Genomic DNA, 14,262 nt, shown 5'->3' with positions numbered 1-14,262 from the left:
CGTCGTCAGCCCGACGTGCCGAGCGCCGCGGCCGCGACCTCGAGCGCCCGCTCCGGCGTCGCTCCGAGCGCCCGGACCCGCGCCGCGTACGCGCCGGCCGCCAGCTGCAGCTCGTGCTCGACCGAGTCGACGCCACCGGAGACGACGGTGCCCGCGCGGCCCCGCGTCTCGACGATCCCCGCGGCCTCGAGCTCCTTGTACGCCCGCGCGACGGTCCCCGGAGCGACGCCCAGCTCCTCGGCGAGGGTCCGCACCGCGGGCAGCCGCGTGCCGACCAGGAGCGACCCCGCGGCGATCTGCGCGGTGATGCCCTCGCGGATCTGCTCGAACGGCGCCCGCGGGCCCGGCTCGAGCCGGAGGCCGAGGCCCGCCGCGGTCATCGGACCGCGGCGGGGACGCGCTCGAGCGCCAGGTCGAGCAGCTCGCTGATCAGGTCGGGGTAGTCGACGCCGCTCGCGCCCCACATCCGCGGGAACATCGAGATCGGCGTGAAGCCGGGCATCGTGTTGATCTCGTTGATGACGAAGCCGTCGGCCGTGAGGAAGAAGTCGACCCGCGCGAGGCCCTCGGCCCCGATCGCGGTGAAGGCGCTGACCGCGAGGGCCCGCATCTCGGCGAGCTCGTCCTCGGTGAGCTCGGCCGGGCAGACCAGCTCCACGCCCTTCATGCCGAGGTACTTCGCTTCGAAGTCGTAGAAGCCGCCGCCGCTGACGACGACCTCGCCGGCCACGGACGCCCGCGGGGACTCCCCCCGGCGCGCGCCGAGCACGCCGATCTCGACCTCCCGGCCGACGATCGCGGACTCGATCAGCACCCGGGAGTCGTGCGAGAACGCCTCCTCGAGGGCGGCGTCGAGCTGCGAGCGCTCGTCGACCCGGCTCACGCCGACGCTCGACCCGGCACGGGCCGGCTTGACGAAGGCGGGCAGGCCGAGCTCGTCGAGGGCCGACGCGGCGTCGCTCGGGTCGTCGCGCCACTCCGCCTCGGTCACGGTGTACCAGGGGGCGACCTCGATGCCCGCGGCGCGGAAGACGGTCTTGGTGAAGTGCTTGTCCATCCCGAGCGCGGACGCGAGCACGCCCGAGCCGACGTAGGGCAGCCCGACCAGCTCGAGCATCCCCTGGACGGTGCCGTCCTCGCCCCACGGGCCGTGCAGGATCGGCAGCACCACGTCGACGTCGCCCAGCGAGCGGACGGAGCCGTCGGCCGCGGTGACGGTCAGCTCGCGGGAGAGCGCCGACTCCGGCCAGCGCACGCGCGTCCCGTTGTCCTCGACGCGCGGCAGGGCGCTCGCATCGAGCGCGAACTTCTCCGGCCGGTCCTCCTCGAGCACGAACGCGCCGTCAGCGGTGATCCCGACGGGGATCACGTCGAAGCGGTCACGATCGATCGCCCGCAGCACCCCCGCCGCCGTTGCGCAGCTGATCGAGTGCTCGCTTGAACGCCCCCCGAACAGAACGGCCACTGCGAGCTTGCTGGTCATCGAGGTTCCTCTCACCCTGGGGCTCGTCCGAATCCGTGGTCAGGTGCGGCGCGATGTCCTTCGGATCGAGCGTACCGGCGAGCACCTGCGACACCTGCTCGACGATGGGCATGTCGACTCCGCGGGCCCGGGCGAGCTCGAGGATCGGCGCGACAGAGGAGAGTCCCTCCGCCGTCTGCTGCATCGACTTCACGACGTCGCCGAAGCTGTAGCCCTGGCCGAGCAGGCGCCCGGCCGTGTTGTTGCGGGAGAGCGACGAGCTCGACGTCGCGATCAGGTCGCCGAGGCCGGCCAGCCCGGACATCGTCTCGGGCCGCCCGCCGTACGCGACGGCGAAGTCGGTCATCTCGGCGAGGCCGCGAGTGATGATCGACGCCTTGGTGTTCTCGCCGTAGCCGACGCCGTCGACGATGCCGATCGCGACGGCGATCAGGTTCTTCAGCACGCCGCCGAACTCGGTCCCGATCACGTCGGTGTTGACGTAGGAGCGGAAGTAGCGGTTGGTCGCGGCGAGCGCGACCTCCTGCGCGGTGACGAGGCTCTCCGAGGCGATGACCGCCGCGGTCGGCTGCTCCTTGGCGATCTCGAGCGCGAGGTTCGGCCCGGAGGCGACCGCGATCCGGCTCGGATCGATCGGCAGCACCTGCGAGATCACCTCGCTCATCCGCTGGCCGGTGCCCTTCTCGACGCCCTTCATCAGGCTGACGAGGACGGTCCGCTCGGTGAGGAACGGCGTGATCGCCTCGAGGTTCCCGCGGAGGGTCTGCGACGGGATGGAGAGGTAGACGTGGTCGGCGCCCTCGAGCGCCTCCTCGATCCGCGGCGTCGCCCGGATGTTGCGCGGCAGGTTGATCCCGGGGAGGTAGTCGCTGTTGCGCTTGGCCTCGGTGATCTCGCGGGCGAGCTCGGCCCGCCGCGCCCACATCACGACGTCGGAGCCGCCGTCGGCGAGGATCTTGGCGAAGGTGGTCCCCCAGCTGCCGGCGCCGAGGACGGCGACACGGCGCGGCACGGGGATCGGCGCCTTCTCGGCCCTACTGCCCCTGCTCAAAGCGTCCCGTGCCCTTCTGATTGTGCTCGGCCGGGTTCCAGCGCTTCTCCGGTGCCGTCTCGCCGCGCAGCTCCTCGAGCAGGCGGGTGATCGCGGCCATCACGACGGTCGACGCCTCGTTGAGGGTCGCGGAGTCGAGGCTGCGCCCGCGGAACGCCGACAGGTCGACCGGATCGCCGACCAGGACGTCGACGCGCTTGCGGCGGAAGAGGGTGACCTTCTTCGAGTAGCGGCCCATGACCTGCTGGGTGCCCCAGTGCGCGACGGGCACGACGGGCAGTCCGTACTGCAGCGCCATCCGCACCGCGCCGGTCTTGCCGCGCATCGGCCAGAGCTCGGGGTCGCGGGTGAGGGTGCCCTCCGGGTAGATCAGGACGGAGCCGCCCCGGTCGACCAGCTCCTTCGCCGCCTTCAGCGGCTCGCTGCCGCGCACGGAGCCGGAGCGCTCGACCGGGATCTGCCCCGAGGCGCGCAGGATCGCTCCGGCGACGGGGATCTTGAACAGCGACGCCTTCGCGAGGAAGCGCGGCGCTCGACCGGCGCGCCACAGCACCCAGCCCGTGATGAACGGGTCGATCTCGCTGTAGTGGTTCGGCGCGAACACGAACGCGCCCTTGCGCGGGATCTTGTCGATGTCGCGGACCCGGAGGTCCACGGAGGCGGTGAGCGTCGGGATCACCAACGCCGCGAGGAGCCAGAAGATGGACGGGCGGCTTCGTTCAGACACCCGCCCATCCTCGCATCCCGGCTCCGCCGCCCCCGCCGCCCACGCCAACGGGCGGCGCGGTGCGCGCGCCGACGCTGGTCAGGCAGCCCCGCAGGGGCGTATCGAGACCCGGCGGAAGCGACTTCGGCTCGCGGAATCTGACTCGGCACGCGGGATCCCGCCGATCCGACGAGCCGGAGACGGTTCCGCGAGCCGGAGGTCGAGCCGACGAGCGGCGACGAGACGTCCGGCACGGGGAAACGGCTCCGGCTCGCAGGATCGGGGGGATTCTGCGAGCCGGAGCCGGTGTCACGTGCCGGAGGTGCTCCGGCGCCGCGGTTTAGGCGTCGAGCGAGAAGTCGGCGCCGAGCAGCTCGAGCTTGGTGAGGAAGTTCTCGTAGCCGCGGCTGATGATGCCGACGTTCGAGACCGAGGAGGTGCCCTCGGCCGAGAGCGCCGCGATCAGGTGCGAGAAGCCGCCGCGCAGGTCGGGCACGACGATGTCGGCGCCGTGCAGCTTCGACGGGCCGGAGATGACCGCGGAGTGCATGAAGTTGCGCTGACCGAAGCGGCAGGCCTGGCCGCCGAGGCACTCGCGGTGGATCTGGATGGTGGCGCCCATCTCGACCAGCGCGTCGACGAAGCCGAAGCGCTGCTCGTAGACGGTCTCGTGCACGATCGACACGCCCTTGGCCTTGGTCAGCGCCACGACGAGCGGCTGCTGCCAGTCGGTCATGAAGCCGGGGTGCACGTCGGTCTCGATGATGACCGGCTTGAGCTCGCCACCGGGGTGGTAGAAGCGGATGCCGTCCTCGGCGATCTCGAACGCACCGCCCACCTTGCGGAAGACGTTGAGGAAGGTCGTCATCTCCTGCTGGCGGGCGCCGCCGACGAAGATGTCGCCGTCGGTCGCGAGGGCCGCGGCGGCCCAGGACGCGGCCTCGTTGCGGTCGAAGAGCGCGCGGTGGGTGTAGCCCTCGAGGCGGTCGACGCCCTCGATGCGGATCACGCGGTCGGTGTCGACCGAGATGATCGCGCCCATCTTCTGCAGGATGTTGATGAGATCCATGATCTCCGGCTCGATCGCCGCACCCGACAGCTCGGTGATGCCCGAGGCGCGGACCGCGGTGAGCAGCACCTGCTCGGTCGCGCCGACGCTCGGGTAGGGCAGCGACACCTTGGCGCCGTGCAGGCCCTCGGGCGCCGACATCCGGATGCCGGAGGGCAGCTTCTCGACGATGGCGCCGAAGTTGCGGAGCACCTCGAGGTGGTAGTCGATCGGGCGGTCGCCGATGCGGCAGCCGCCGAGGTCGGGGATGAACGCCTCGCCGAGGCGGTGCAGCAGCGGTCCGCAGAACAGGATCGGGATGCGGCTGGACCCGGCGTGCGCGTCGATGTCGGCGAAGTGCGCGGACTCGACGTTGGAGGGGTCGAGGATCAGCTCGCCCACCTCGGGGCCCTGCTTCACCTTGACGCCGTGCACCTCGAGGAGGCCCTTCACGACGCGGACGTCGCTGATGTCCGGGACGTCGCGCAGGGTGGACGCGGTCTCGCCGAGGAGCGCGGCGACCATCGCCTTGGTGACGAGGTTCTTCGCGCCCTTGAGCTCGATCCGGCCCTTCAGCGGTCGCCCGCCGTGGATGGTGATCCGCTCGGTGGTCATCCCCACACGGGCTCCCGCCGCCTTCGCATCCTGTGCTCCCGCCGCCTTGGCGTCCTGAAGAAGTGTGTTCACGCTATTTCACCGGCAATGTCTTGGGCCGCCAGCTCGCGCGACGGGTCTCGAATTCGGAAATGAGCGCTTCGTCGCGCAGGGTCAGGCCGATGTCGTCCAGCCCTTCGATCAGGCGCCAACGAGTGTAGTCGTCGACCTCGAAAGGGAAGGTCTCGCCACCGGCGGTGACCGTACGACCAACCAGATCGACGGTCGCTTCTATTCCCGGCGTCGCATCGATCAGCTCCCAGAGCCGGTCGATGTCGCTCTCCGCCAGGGCCGCCGCGAGCAGCCCCTGCTTGCCGGAGTTGCCGCGGAAGATGTCACCGAAGCGGGAGGACAGCACGACGCGGAAGCCGAAGTCGCGCAGCGCCCAGACGGCGTGCTCGCGGCTGGAGCCGGTGCCGAAGTCGGGGCCCGCGACGAGGATCTGCGCACCCTGGAAGGCCGACTGGTTGAGCACGAACTCCGGGTCCTGGCGCCAGCCGTGGAAGAGCGCGTCCTCGAAGCCGGTCTTGGTGACCCGCTTGAGGAAGACGGCGGGGATGATCTGGTCGGTGTCGACGTTGCTGCGCTTCAGCGGCGCGGCGATGCCGGTGACGGTCTCGAACTTCTCCATGATCAGGCCTCCACCAGCTCGCGGACGGGCTCCAGATCCGACGGACTGGAGAGAGTGCCGCGCACGGCGGTTGCAGCGGCGACGAGCGGCGAGACGAGGTGTGTGCGGCCGCCCTTGCCCTGCCGGCCCTCGAAGTTGCGGTTCGAGGTGGAGGCGCAGCGCTCCCCCGGGGCCAGCTGGTCCGGGTTCATCCCGAGGCACATCGAGCAGCCGGCGAAGCGCCACTCGGCGCCGAACGCGGTGATCACCTTGTCCAGGCCCTCGGCCTCGGCCTCGATCCGCACGCGGGCGGAGCCGGGGACGACCATCACCCGGACGCCGGGCGCCTTGGTGCGGCCGGCGATGATCGACGCGAAGGCGCGGAGGTCCTCGATGCGCGAGTTGGTGCAGGAGCCCATGAAGACCGCGTCGACCGGGATCTCCTTCATCGGCGTGCCGGCCTCGAGGTCCATGTACTCCAGGGCGCGGCGGGCGTTCGAGCGCTCGTTCGGGTCCTCGATCGTGTCGGGGTCGGGCACGGCCTGCGAGAGCGAGACGCCCTGGCCGGGGTTGGTGCCCCAGGTGACGAACGGCTCGAGCGCGTCCGCGTCGAGGACGACCTCGGCGTCGAAGACAGCGCCCTCGTCGCTCGGCAGCGTCCGCCAGTAGGCGACCGCGTCGTCCCAGTCCTGGCCCTCGGGGGCGTGCGGGCGGCCCTGGAGATAGGCGAAGGTCGTCTCGTCCGGCGCGACCATGCCGGCGCGCGCGCCCGCCTCGATCGACATGTTGCAGATCGTCATCCGGCCCTCCATCGAGAGCGCGCGGATCGCCGAGCCGCGGTACTCGAGCACGTAGCCCTGACCGCCGCCGGTGCCGATCTTCGCGATCACGGCGAGGATGATGTCCTTCGCCGTGACGCCCTCGCGCAGCTCGCCCTCGACGGTGATCGCCATGGTCTTGAAGGGCTTGAGCGGCAGGGTCTGCGTGGCCATCACGTGCTCGACCTCGCTGGTGCCGATGCCGAACGCCATCGCGCCGAACGCGCCGTGGGTCGAGGTGTGCGAGTCGCCGCAGACCACGGTGATGCCGGGCATGGTCAGGCCGAGCTGCGGGCCGACGACGTGCACGATGCCCTGCTCGATGTCGCCGAGGGAGTGCAGGCGGACGCCGAACTCGGCGGCGTTGCGCCGCAGGGTCTCGATCTGGGTGCGGCTGGTGAGGTCGGCGATCGGCTTGTCGATGCCGACGGTCGGGGTGTTGTGGTCCTCGGTCGCGATCGTCAGATCGGGGCGGCGGACGGGTCGGCCGGCCTGGCGAAGGCCGTCGAAGGCCTGGGGGCTGGTCACCTCGTGCACCAGGTGCAGGTCGATGTAGATCAGGTCGGGCGTGCCGTCCTCGCCCTTGGCGACGAGGTGGTCGTCCCAGACCTTCTCGGCCAGGGTGCGCGGGCGCTCGGCGGCCGGGGTGTCGGCGGCCGAGGGCGCGGCGGTGTCGGGGGAACTGTCGTTCATGACGGGTTTCTCTTCCTCAGGAATGGTGGTCAGCCCGCGAGAGACACCGCGACGAGGGAGGCCTGTCAGATCGAGGTCTCGTCGCGGCGGAGAAGGAGGAGCCGGCCGAACAGCATTGACCGAGGATAGCACCGCGTCGACGAGCGGCAGGGAGGCGGGACCCGAGCGGATCGGGGCGGGCCGGAGCGGCCGTCAGGGCGCGACGAGCATCGCGATGAGCACCGCGGGGACCACCAGCAGCGCGGCCGCGCCGACCACGACGCCGCCGACGACGAAGACCGCGGCCACCGCCGCGCCGACCATCCCGACGAAGCCCGAGCGCCGCTTCACCGGCAGCGCCTCGTGCTCGAACCAGTCGCCGTCGAGCGGGTCGGGCGACTCGCGCTCGAAGCGCTCGGCCTCGTCGATGCGGGCCGGGAGTGCCGCGAGCATCATCGCCGCGTGCTGCGACTCGGCCGCGAGCTCGAGCGGGCGGACCAGGGCACGCTCGGCGAATTCGAAGGGGTCCTCGTCGGTGCGCACGAGCGCACGCTCGAAGGCCCGCCGCTCCTCGGGAGCGGCGCAGTTCTCGATCAGGTAGCCCCACCGGCCCGCCTCGATGAGGTCGCCGGACCTCCGGTAGAGCTCGGACAGGAGGACGCGGGGGTCGATCCAGGTGGGGTCGGCCTCGACGCAGCGCTCGAGCAGCGACACGGCTCCTCGGACGTCCCCCTCTGCGAAGCGCATCTTCGCGCGATCGAGAGCCTCGACGGTGTCCATCCCTCCAGTATGCCCATCGACAGCCCGGCTCTGCAGTCCGGAGCCGGAGACGCTGCCACCTGTTCGAGGGGCACGACCAGTGGAGTCGGGTCGACGGTCTAGGCCCGGGGCACGAGCACGGCCTCCACGACGACGACCGTCACGTTGTCCCGTCCGCCCGCGTCGACCGCGGCGCGCACGAGCTCCTCGGCGAGATCGGCACCGTGCAGGTCCCCCGCGTCGCGGCGGGCGAAGAGCTCGGCGATGCGGGCGTCGGAGAGCTCCTTGGTGAGGCCGTCGGAGCAGAGCAGGTAGGTCGCCCGGGGCACGATCGGCAGGGTCCAGACGTCCGTCTCGACCTCGTCGTCGGCGCCGAGCGCCCGGGTGACGATGTTGCGGTCGGGGTGCGACTCCGCCGCCTCCCGGCTGAGCAGGCCGGCCGAGACCAGCTCCTGCACCGCCGAGTGGTCGACGGTCAGCTGCTGGATTCCCGCTCCGTCCCAGCGGTAGACCCGGGAGTCGCCGACGTTGAACAGGGCCCAGGAGGCGGGTCCGCCGTCCTCCGGCCGGACGAGCGTGAGGCCGGTGAGCGTCGTCCCGCAGAGGGCGCCGCCGACGTCGAGGTCGCGGACCGCGGCGTTGGCGGTCTCGACGACGGCGAAGACGTCCGAGACCGGGCCGATCGCCTCGGCCGCGCTCGCCCGCAGGCTCTCGACGGCGGTCGAGCTGGCCAGGTCGCCGCGAGCGTGCCCGCCCATGCCGTCGGCGACGGCGACCAGCGTCGGCGCGACCAGGAGGGCGTCCTCGTTCACCCGGCGGACGGCGCCGACGTCGGTGCTGCTCGACACCGTCAGGTGCAGGACGCCCTGGGGCAGGTCGATGCTGGTCGTGCTCGTCGTCGCAGTCACGGGACCGGGCTCACTTCTTCTCGGCGCGGTCCTGCCCGTCGGCGTCGGCGACGACCTCCGGGTGGCCGTCGTGCAGCTCGATGTGGGAGTGCTCGCGGCGCATCTTGATCAGGCTCGCGACCGTGGCGACGGTCATGCTGACGACGATGACGGCGAGCGAGGTGATCGTGTCGATGTCCCAGACCGGCAGCGGCTCGCCGCCGTTGAGGAACGGGAGGTCGTTCTCGTGCAGGGCGTGCAGCACCAGCTTCACGCCGATGAAGGCGAGGATGAACGCGATGCCGTACTTGAGGTACTCGAGCTTGTCGATCAGACCGCCGAGCAGGAAGTAGAGCTGTCGGAGGCCCATCAAAGCGAAGATGTTCGCGGTGAAGACGATGAACGGGCTCTCGGTGATGCCGAAGATCGCCGGGATCGAGTCGAGCGCGAAGAGCAGGTCGGTCGAGCCGATCGCGAGGAACACGATCAGCATCGGCGTGAAGTACGTCTTCCCGTCCTTCACCGTGCGGATCTTCGAGCCGTCGAATTCGTCCGAGATCTTCACGCGCTTGCGCAGCAGGCGGATGAGGAGGTTGTCGGTGCCCTCGTTCTCGTCCTCCTTGCCGAACGCCTGGTTCCAGGCGGTGTAGACGAGGAAGGCGCCGAAGAGGTAGAAGATCCAGCTGAAGCTCTCGATCAGCTGCGCGCCGAGCAGGATGAACACCCCGCGGAAGATCAGCGCGATGATGATGCCCACCATCAGCACTTCCTGCTGGTACTTCGGCGGCACCGCGAAGCGGCCCATGATGATCACGAAGACGAACAGGTTGTCGATCGACAGGCTGTACTCGGTCAGCCAGCCCGCGACGAACTGGCCGGCGACCTCTCCCCCGCCCAGCAGCAGCATCACCAGGGCGAAGATCAGCGCGAGCGTGACGTAGAAGCCGACCCAGAGGCCGGACTCCTTCAGGCTCGGCACGTGCGGGCGCTTGTAGACCAGCAGCAGGTCCGCGGCCAGGATCAGGCTGAGGACGACGAACGAGCCGGTCACGAACCAGACGGGCAGCTCTTGCATGGGGACCTTCCGGGGGTCAGTGGATTCCGACGGTCTCTCCCGGGGAGCGGGCCGTTAAACGAGAAGAACCCCCGGCCATGACCGGGGGTTCTTCTCGTGTTGCCGTGGTGACCCCAGCGGGATTTGAACCCGCGTTACCGCCGTGAGAGGGCGACGTCCTAGGCCGCTAAACGATGGGGCCGCGTTTTTGCAACTCGAAGAGTGTTGCACACGGATCCGCACCGGTGCAAATCGAGCGGGCGGACGGCACGGCCCCCGGGACCGTCTTGCACCGCGGTCGCCCCCGCGAGAGGCTCGGAGCATGCGACTGACCAAGCTCGAGCACGCCACCGTCCTCGTCGAGGAGGCGGGCTCGCGGCTCGTCCTCGACCCCGGCTCCTTCACGCGGCCCCTTGAGGGCACGGCCGACACCGTCGCGGTCGTGATCACCCACGAGCACGCCGACCACTGGACCGCGGAGCAGCTGGAGCGGCTGCGCGCCGCGAACCCGGCGCTGCGGATCCTCGGCCCCGCCGGAGTCGCCGCGGCGGCCGAGGGCTTCGACGTCGAGACGGTCGCCGAGGGCGACGTGATCGAGGTCGGACCCTTCGAGCTGCGCTTCTTCGGCTCGCGGCACGCGGTGATCCACTCCTCCATCCCGGTGATCGACAACGTCGGGGTGCTCGTGAACGGCCGGCTCTACTACGCGGGCGACTCGTTCACCGTCCCCGCCGGCGTCGACGTCGAGGTGCTGGCGGCCCCCTCCGGTGCGCCCTGGATGAAGATCGCGGAGTCGATCGACTACGTCCTCGAGCTCGCGCCGCGGCACGCCTTCGCGACGCACGAGCGCGTGCTGTCCGAGGCGGGCCAGAAGCTCGGCCACGACCGCCTCGGCTGGGCGACCCGCGAGGGCGGCGGCGAGTACCACGCCCTCGAGCCGGGCGACGTGCTCGAGCTCTAGCCGCCCGTCGGAGTGCGCTCCGCCGTCAGAGGACGCGGGCGTCGAGGATCTCGGCCTGATCGAGGTCGGTCCCCGCGGGCAGCACCCCGATCTGGACGAGCGCGCCCTCCGGAACGGTGCCGTCGGGCGTGACGATCGAGGCGCCGTCGATGTTCGTCTTCGACGCGTACAGCGAGACGTCGTCGAGCACCTCGGCCCGGTAGACGCCGTCGACCCAGACCACGACCCGCTTCCCCGAGTTCACCAGCGCGCTACTCATCGTCACCGCGACCCGGTCACCGGTCCGCTGGACGCTGTCGACGCCGGTGAGCGTCGACTGGAAGAGCAGGTCGGCCGCGGCGACGTCCACGCCGGAGGCCAGCTCGCCGACCTGGACGAGGTCGCCGTCCTTCACGGGCGTAGTGGGGACGATCTTCGTGCCGCCCGGGACGTCGTACTTCCACGCGTACCAGCCCCTGCCCTCGTTGTAGTCACCCGCGTAGCGCCCGTTCAGCCAGACCACGACGCGCTTCCCGGAGCGGACCAGCGCCTCGCTCATCGTCGCCTCCACGTACCCGCGGACGACCGAGACGTCCGTGATGCCCACCGTCTGGTCCGAGGCCGCCTCCCGCGGGGATCGGTCGTGCCCCTGAAGCTCCTTCAGCTTCTCCAGCGCCGGCCGCACGTCGGTGTACCCCATCATCGGCACCCGTTCATCGGGAAGGGTCGTCCCGTAGAACACCCCGACGAGGTTCCCGTTCACGATCAGCGGCCCGCCCGAGTCGCCGGTCTCGCCGATCTGCTCGGTGCTGCCCGTCGTCGCTGTCGAGTGGAAGCCGATGAGTCCGTTCGGCATCCGTCCCACCCTTCTGATCCAGACCTTCTCGGTCCTCTGCGTCGGGAACATGTCCGGACCCAGCCCGTAGAGGTGGCCCACCGAGCCGACCCGGTAGCCGCCCGGCACCAGTCGCGGGTAGTGCGGCAGCGCGTGCGGGCGGGAGAGGTGGAGGAGCTTCATGTCCGCGGGGGCGAGCGAGATCGACTCCGCCACCGGAACCACTTCCGTCACCTCGTCCTCCGTCGGCGACGGGGCGTAGCGGTAGTAGACGTGACTCACGGGGCAGTGGTCCACGGTGAGCACCCAGTCGGCGGCGATCGCCGTGCCGGTGCAGGTGTTGGTCTGGATTCCCACGATCTTGTCGTAGACCTGCACCACCCAGGGCTCGTTCGACTTCGTCCCCGATGTCAGCGCCGCCGCGGGCGCCGTCGTGAGCGCACTGATGCCCAGCACGGTCGTCAGCACGACCAGCGCAGCCGCCGTCCTCCGCAGGAGGCGAGTCCTCATCGCCGTCACCTCTTCCTCAGTGCGGGCTCACCCGGGGCCGGGCTCCCTCTCCGCCCGAGAACGATCGACGAATCACCGGGAACGCGTCAAAGATCTGGCGCCGAAGCGACCGGACGGCGGGATCGGGACCGATCGACGACGTGCTCGAGGTCGGCGCCGAACTCGAACGTGCGGTCGACCACGGCGCCGGAGTGCAGCACCGCGGGCAGCCAGAAGCGGGCGTCGTCCCACATCCGGCCGTAGGGGACCTCGTCGCGCGGGACGAAGGACGCGGCGAGCTCGCCCGAGGCGACCACCTCGCCCGACCAGCGGCGGCAGACGAAGACGTGCGAGCGCTGGCTCCACGCGGGGCGGTGCGGGAAGAAGTAGTCGAGGGAGCCGCGGGGCTCGAGGTCGTGAGGGTCCGCGTGCAGGCCGACCTCCTCCGCCAGCTCGCGGACGGCCGCCTCGACGGGCGACTCCCCCGGCTCGAGCTTCCCGCCGGGCGCGACGACCCGGCCCTCGCCGAGACCGCGGAGCTTCCGCCCGAGCAGCACCTCGGTCCCGCGGGGCGATTCGCGGAGGACGTAGACCACGCAGACCTCGGGCAGCGGGTCGGTCGGCGGCCGCACACCCATGCCGCACCTCCGCTCGCCGGGTCCGGGGGGTCGGGACCGCCGTCGTAGGCTAGCCCGGTGACGACGACCGCGCTCGAGCGCTTCCAGGCCCTGCTGCGGGTCGACACGGTGTCGCACTCCGACGAGTCCGACACCGACTGGAGCCGATTCCGCGTCTTCCAGGAGCTGCTCGAGCAGTTCTACCCCGCGCTGCACAGCGCCCTCGAGCGCGAGACCGTGGCTGGTCACTCCCTGGTCTGGCGCTGGCGCGGCACCGAGGACGGCGAGCCGTCGGTCCTGATGGCGCACTACGACGTGGTCAGCGTCACCCCCGACGACTGGTCGATCGCGCCGTTCGCGGCGGACACGGTCCTCCGCCCGGACGGCCGCACCGCGATCGTGGGGCGCGGCGCGCTCGACGACAAGGGCTCCCTCGTCGCCCTGCTCGAGGCCGTCGAGGCGGCCGTCCTGCGGGGAGAGCGTCCCCGCCGCGACGTCTACCTGGTCTCCACGCACAACGAGGAGACGGCGGGGGACGGCGCACCGTCGATCGTCGCGCTGCTCGGGGCGCGCGGCGTGCGCCCCCGCTTCGTGCTCGACGAGGGCGGCAACGTCCGCCGCGGCATCGTGCCCGGAGTGACCACGCCGATCGCCGTCATCGGCGTCACCGAGCGCGGCATCATGAACCTCGAGCTGACCTGCCGCGACGCGGGCGGGCACGCCTCCGCCCCGCCGCCCCTGCCCGGCATGCTCGCCACCCAGCGGCTCGCGCGGGCGATCCACCGCCTCACCGAGAACCCGTTCCCCTCGACGCTGCCGGAGCCGATCGCCGAGCTGGTGCGCGCGGCCGCTCCCCGCGCCGACGCCGCGCACGCGGTCTGGTACGCGAAGCCGCACGAGCACCCGGACGCCGTCGTCGCGGCCCTGGCCGCCCACTCCAACCGCTCCGCCGCGATGCTGCGGACCACCGTGGCGATCACGCAGCTGCGCGGCAGCACCGGGGCGAACGTCCTCGCGTCGACCGCCAGCGCGGTCGCCAACGTGCGGATCAACCCGGGCGGCACCGTCGCCGGCGTCGTCGAGCGGATCCGCGCGGTGATCGACGACCCCGAGGTCGAGATCGAGGTGCGCGTCGCGCACGAGCCCTCCCCCGTCTCCCCCACCGGCGAGCCCGGCGACGGCGGCCCGTACGACGTGCTCCGCACCGTGGTGCAGGAGGTCTTCCCCGAGGCGATCGTCGCGCCCTACGTGCAGACCGGCGGCAGCGACGCCCGCCACTTCCACGCGATCAGCGACGGCGTCTACCGCTTCATCCCGTTCGAGATCAGCCCGCAGCAGCAGCTCGGCATCCACGGCGCCGACGAGTCGGTCGAGGTCGACCAGTTCGAGCGCGCCATCGCGTTCTACGCGCGGCTCCTGCTCGAGCTCTGACGACTCCCTCTGCAGAACCGATGCGGGCGTGGGCGATCGGTGTGCGGGGAGTGCGCACCCGGTGAGCGGTTCCTGAGGATGGAGCCGCTGTCCGGTGCCGAATCTGGGAAAACCGTTCGATGACGCGCCGGTCCTCGTTGGCCCGCCGTTCACCCCGCGATGATGGACTGAGCCTCGCGGGAGCAGTTCCCAGCCCGCGGACCAGCAG

Annotated in this window: 14 protein-coding genes and 1 tRNA gene; 2 read left to right on the top strand and 13 right to left on the bottom strand. The window is 71.1% G+C overall.

What is annotated here, in order from left to right; genetic code table 11:
- Positions 1-5: 5 nt before the first annotated feature.
- From EDF36_RS04550 to EDF36_RS04500, 11 genes are all read right to left on the bottom strand, one after another.
- Positions 6-380 carry a GntR family transcriptional regulator gene (locus EDF36_RS04550; RefSeq protein WP_123703019.1) on the bottom strand — a complete coding sequence of 125 codons (375 nt, stop codon included), beginning with the start codon at positions 378-380 and terminating at the stop codon, positions 6-8.
- Positions 377-1,483: a D-alanine--D-alanine ligase family protein gene (locus EDF36_RS04545; protein ID WP_123732072.1), complete on the bottom strand. Its 1,107-nt coding sequence runs from the start codon at positions 1,481-1,483 to the stop codon at positions 377-379. The genes EDF36_RS04550 and EDF36_RS04545 overlap by 4 nt, the downstream gene beginning before the upstream one ends.
- Positions 1,380-2,495 (bottom strand): NAD(P)H-dependent glycerol-3-phosphate dehydrogenase, encoded by a 1,116-nt coding sequence (locus tag EDF36_RS04540; RefSeq protein ID WP_173286025.1) that lies wholly within the window; start codon positions 2,493-2,495, stop codon positions 1,380-1,382. The genes EDF36_RS04545 and EDF36_RS04540 overlap by 104 nt, the downstream gene beginning before the upstream one ends.
- Positions 2,496-2,517: 22 nt before the next feature.
- Entirely contained in the window at positions 2,518-3,261 is a 744-nt protein-coding gene (locus EDF36_RS04535) for a 1-acyl-sn-glycerol-3-phosphate acyltransferase (protein WP_260300525.1), read from the bottom strand.
- Positions 3,262-3,580: 319 nt separating this feature from the next.
- Positions 3,581-4,903, bottom strand: coding sequence for a UDP-N-acetylglucosamine 1-carboxyvinyltransferase (gene murA, locus EDF36_RS04530; protein ID WP_164874434.1), 1,323 nt, complete (start codon positions 4,901-4,903; stop codon positions 3,581-3,583).
- Between the two features lie 73 nt (positions 4,904-4,976).
- Positions 4,977-5,573, bottom strand: a complete 597-nt coding sequence (leuD, locus tag EDF36_RS04525) for a 3-isopropylmalate dehydratase small subunit (protein ID WP_123732070.1) — start codon at positions 5,571-5,573, stop codon at positions 4,977-4,979.
- A 2-nt stretch (positions 5,574-5,575) separates the two neighbouring features.
- Positions 5,576-7,063, bottom strand: a complete 1,488-nt coding sequence (leuC, locus tag EDF36_RS04520) for a 3-isopropylmalate dehydratase large subunit (protein WP_260300524.1) — start codon at positions 7,061-7,063, stop codon at positions 5,576-5,578.
- Positions 7,064-7,255: 192 nt separating this feature from the next.
- Positions 7,256-7,822 (bottom strand): DUF6584 family protein, encoded by a 567-nt coding sequence (locus tag EDF36_RS04515; RefSeq protein ID WP_123703007.1) that lies wholly within the window; start codon positions 7,820-7,822, stop codon positions 7,256-7,258.
- Positions 7,823-7,920: 98 nt separating this feature from the next.
- Positions 7,921-8,709, bottom strand: a complete 789-nt coding sequence (locus EDF36_RS04510; RefSeq protein WP_243839900.1) for a PP2C family serine/threonine-protein phosphatase — start codon at positions 8,707-8,709, stop codon at positions 7,921-7,923.
- A 10-nt stretch (positions 8,710-8,719) separates the two neighbouring features.
- Positions 8,720-9,763 (bottom strand): TerC family protein, encoded by a 1,044-nt coding sequence (locus EDF36_RS04505; RefSeq protein WP_123703005.1) that lies wholly within the window; start codon positions 9,761-9,763, stop codon positions 8,720-8,722.
- Between the two features lie 105 nt (positions 9,764-9,868).
- A tRNA-Glu gene (locus tag EDF36_RS04500) sits at positions 9,869-9,944 on the bottom strand.
- 120 nt (positions 9,945-10,064) lie between these two features.
- On the opposite strand from EDF36_RS04500, the gene EDF36_RS04495 reads away from it, so the two are divergent.
- Positions 10,065-10,703 carry an MBL fold metallo-hydrolase gene (locus tag EDF36_RS04495; protein WP_123703003.1) on the top strand — a complete coding sequence of 213 codons (639 nt, stop codon included), beginning with the start codon at positions 10,065-10,067 and terminating at the stop codon, positions 10,701-10,703.
- A 25-nt stretch (positions 10,704-10,728) separates the two neighbouring features.
- On the opposite strand, the gene EDF36_RS04490 is transcribed toward EDF36_RS04495, so the two are convergent.
- Together EDF36_RS04490 and EDF36_RS04485 are read right to left on the bottom strand one after the other, a co-directional pair.
- Entirely contained in the window at positions 10,729-12,027 is a 1,299-nt protein-coding gene (locus EDF36_RS04490) for a trypsin-like serine protease (protein WP_133961720.1), read from the bottom strand.
- An 86-nt stretch (positions 12,028-12,113) separates the two neighbouring features.
- On the bottom strand, positions 12,114-12,644 hold the full coding sequence (locus EDF36_RS04485; protein WP_123732068.1) for an 8-oxo-dGTP diphosphatase: 531 nt from the start codon (positions 12,642-12,644) through the stop codon (positions 12,114-12,116).
- Between the two features lie 57 nt (positions 12,645-12,701).
- On the opposite strand from EDF36_RS04485, the gene EDF36_RS04480 reads away from it, so the two are divergent.
- A complete protein-coding gene (locus EDF36_RS04480; protein ID WP_123732067.1) occupies positions 12,702-14,054 on the top strand; it encodes a M20/M25/M40 family metallo-hydrolase in 1,353 nt (450 codons plus the stop codon).
- Positions 14,055-14,262 lie beyond the last annotated feature (208 nt).

Origin of the sequence: Rathayibacter sp. PhB152, assembly GCF_003751395.1 — a bacterium.
Classification (GTDB): domain Bacteria; phylum Actinomycetota; class Actinomycetes; order Actinomycetales; family Microbacteriaceae; genus Rathayibacter; species Rathayibacter festucae.
The sequence above is the reverse complement of the archived record's forward strand: the minus strand, read 5'-3'. Positions and strand labels throughout refer to the sequence as shown.

Bases quoted from the DNA above. Each gene is read 5' to 3' on its own strand.
- EDF36_RS04495 (WP_123703003.1), top strand. From the start codon at position 10,065: ATGCGACTGACCAAGCTCGAGCACGCCACCGTCCTCGTCGAGGAGGCG.
- EDF36_RS04545 (WP_123732072.1), bottom strand. From the start codon at position 1,483: ATGACCAGCAAGCTCGCAGTGGCCGTTCTGTTCGGGGGGCGTTCAAGC.
- EDF36_RS04505 (WP_123703005.1), bottom strand. From the start codon at position 9,763: ATGCAAGAGCTGCCCGTCTGGTTCGTGACCGGCTCGTTCGTCGTCCTC.
- leuC (WP_260300524.1), bottom strand. From the start codon at position 7,063: ATGAACGACAGTTCCCCCGACACCGCCGCGCCCTCGGCCGCCGACACC.
- EDF36_RS04515 (WP_123703007.1), bottom strand. From the start codon at position 7,822: ATGGACACCGTCGAGGCTCTCGATCGCGCGAAGATGCGCTTCGCAGAG.
- EDF36_RS04550 (WP_123703019.1), bottom strand. From the start codon at position 380: ATGACCGCGGCGGGCCTCGGCCTCCGGCTCGAGCCGGGCCCGCGGGCG.
- leuD (WP_123732070.1), bottom strand. From the start codon at position 5,573: ATGGAGAAGTTCGAGACCGTCACCGGCATCGCCGCGCCGCTGAAGCGC.
- murA (WP_164874434.1), bottom strand. From the start codon at position 4,903: ATGACCACCGAGCGGATCACCATCCACGGCGGGCGACCGCTGAAGGGC.
- EDF36_RS04490 (WP_133961720.1), bottom strand. From the start codon at position 12,027: ATGAGGACTCGCCTCCTGCGGAGGACGGCGGCTGCGCTGGTCGTGCTG.
- EDF36_RS04485 (WP_123732068.1), bottom strand. From the start codon at position 12,644: ATGGGTGTGCGGCCGCCGACCGACCCGCTGCCCGAGGTCTGCGTGGTC.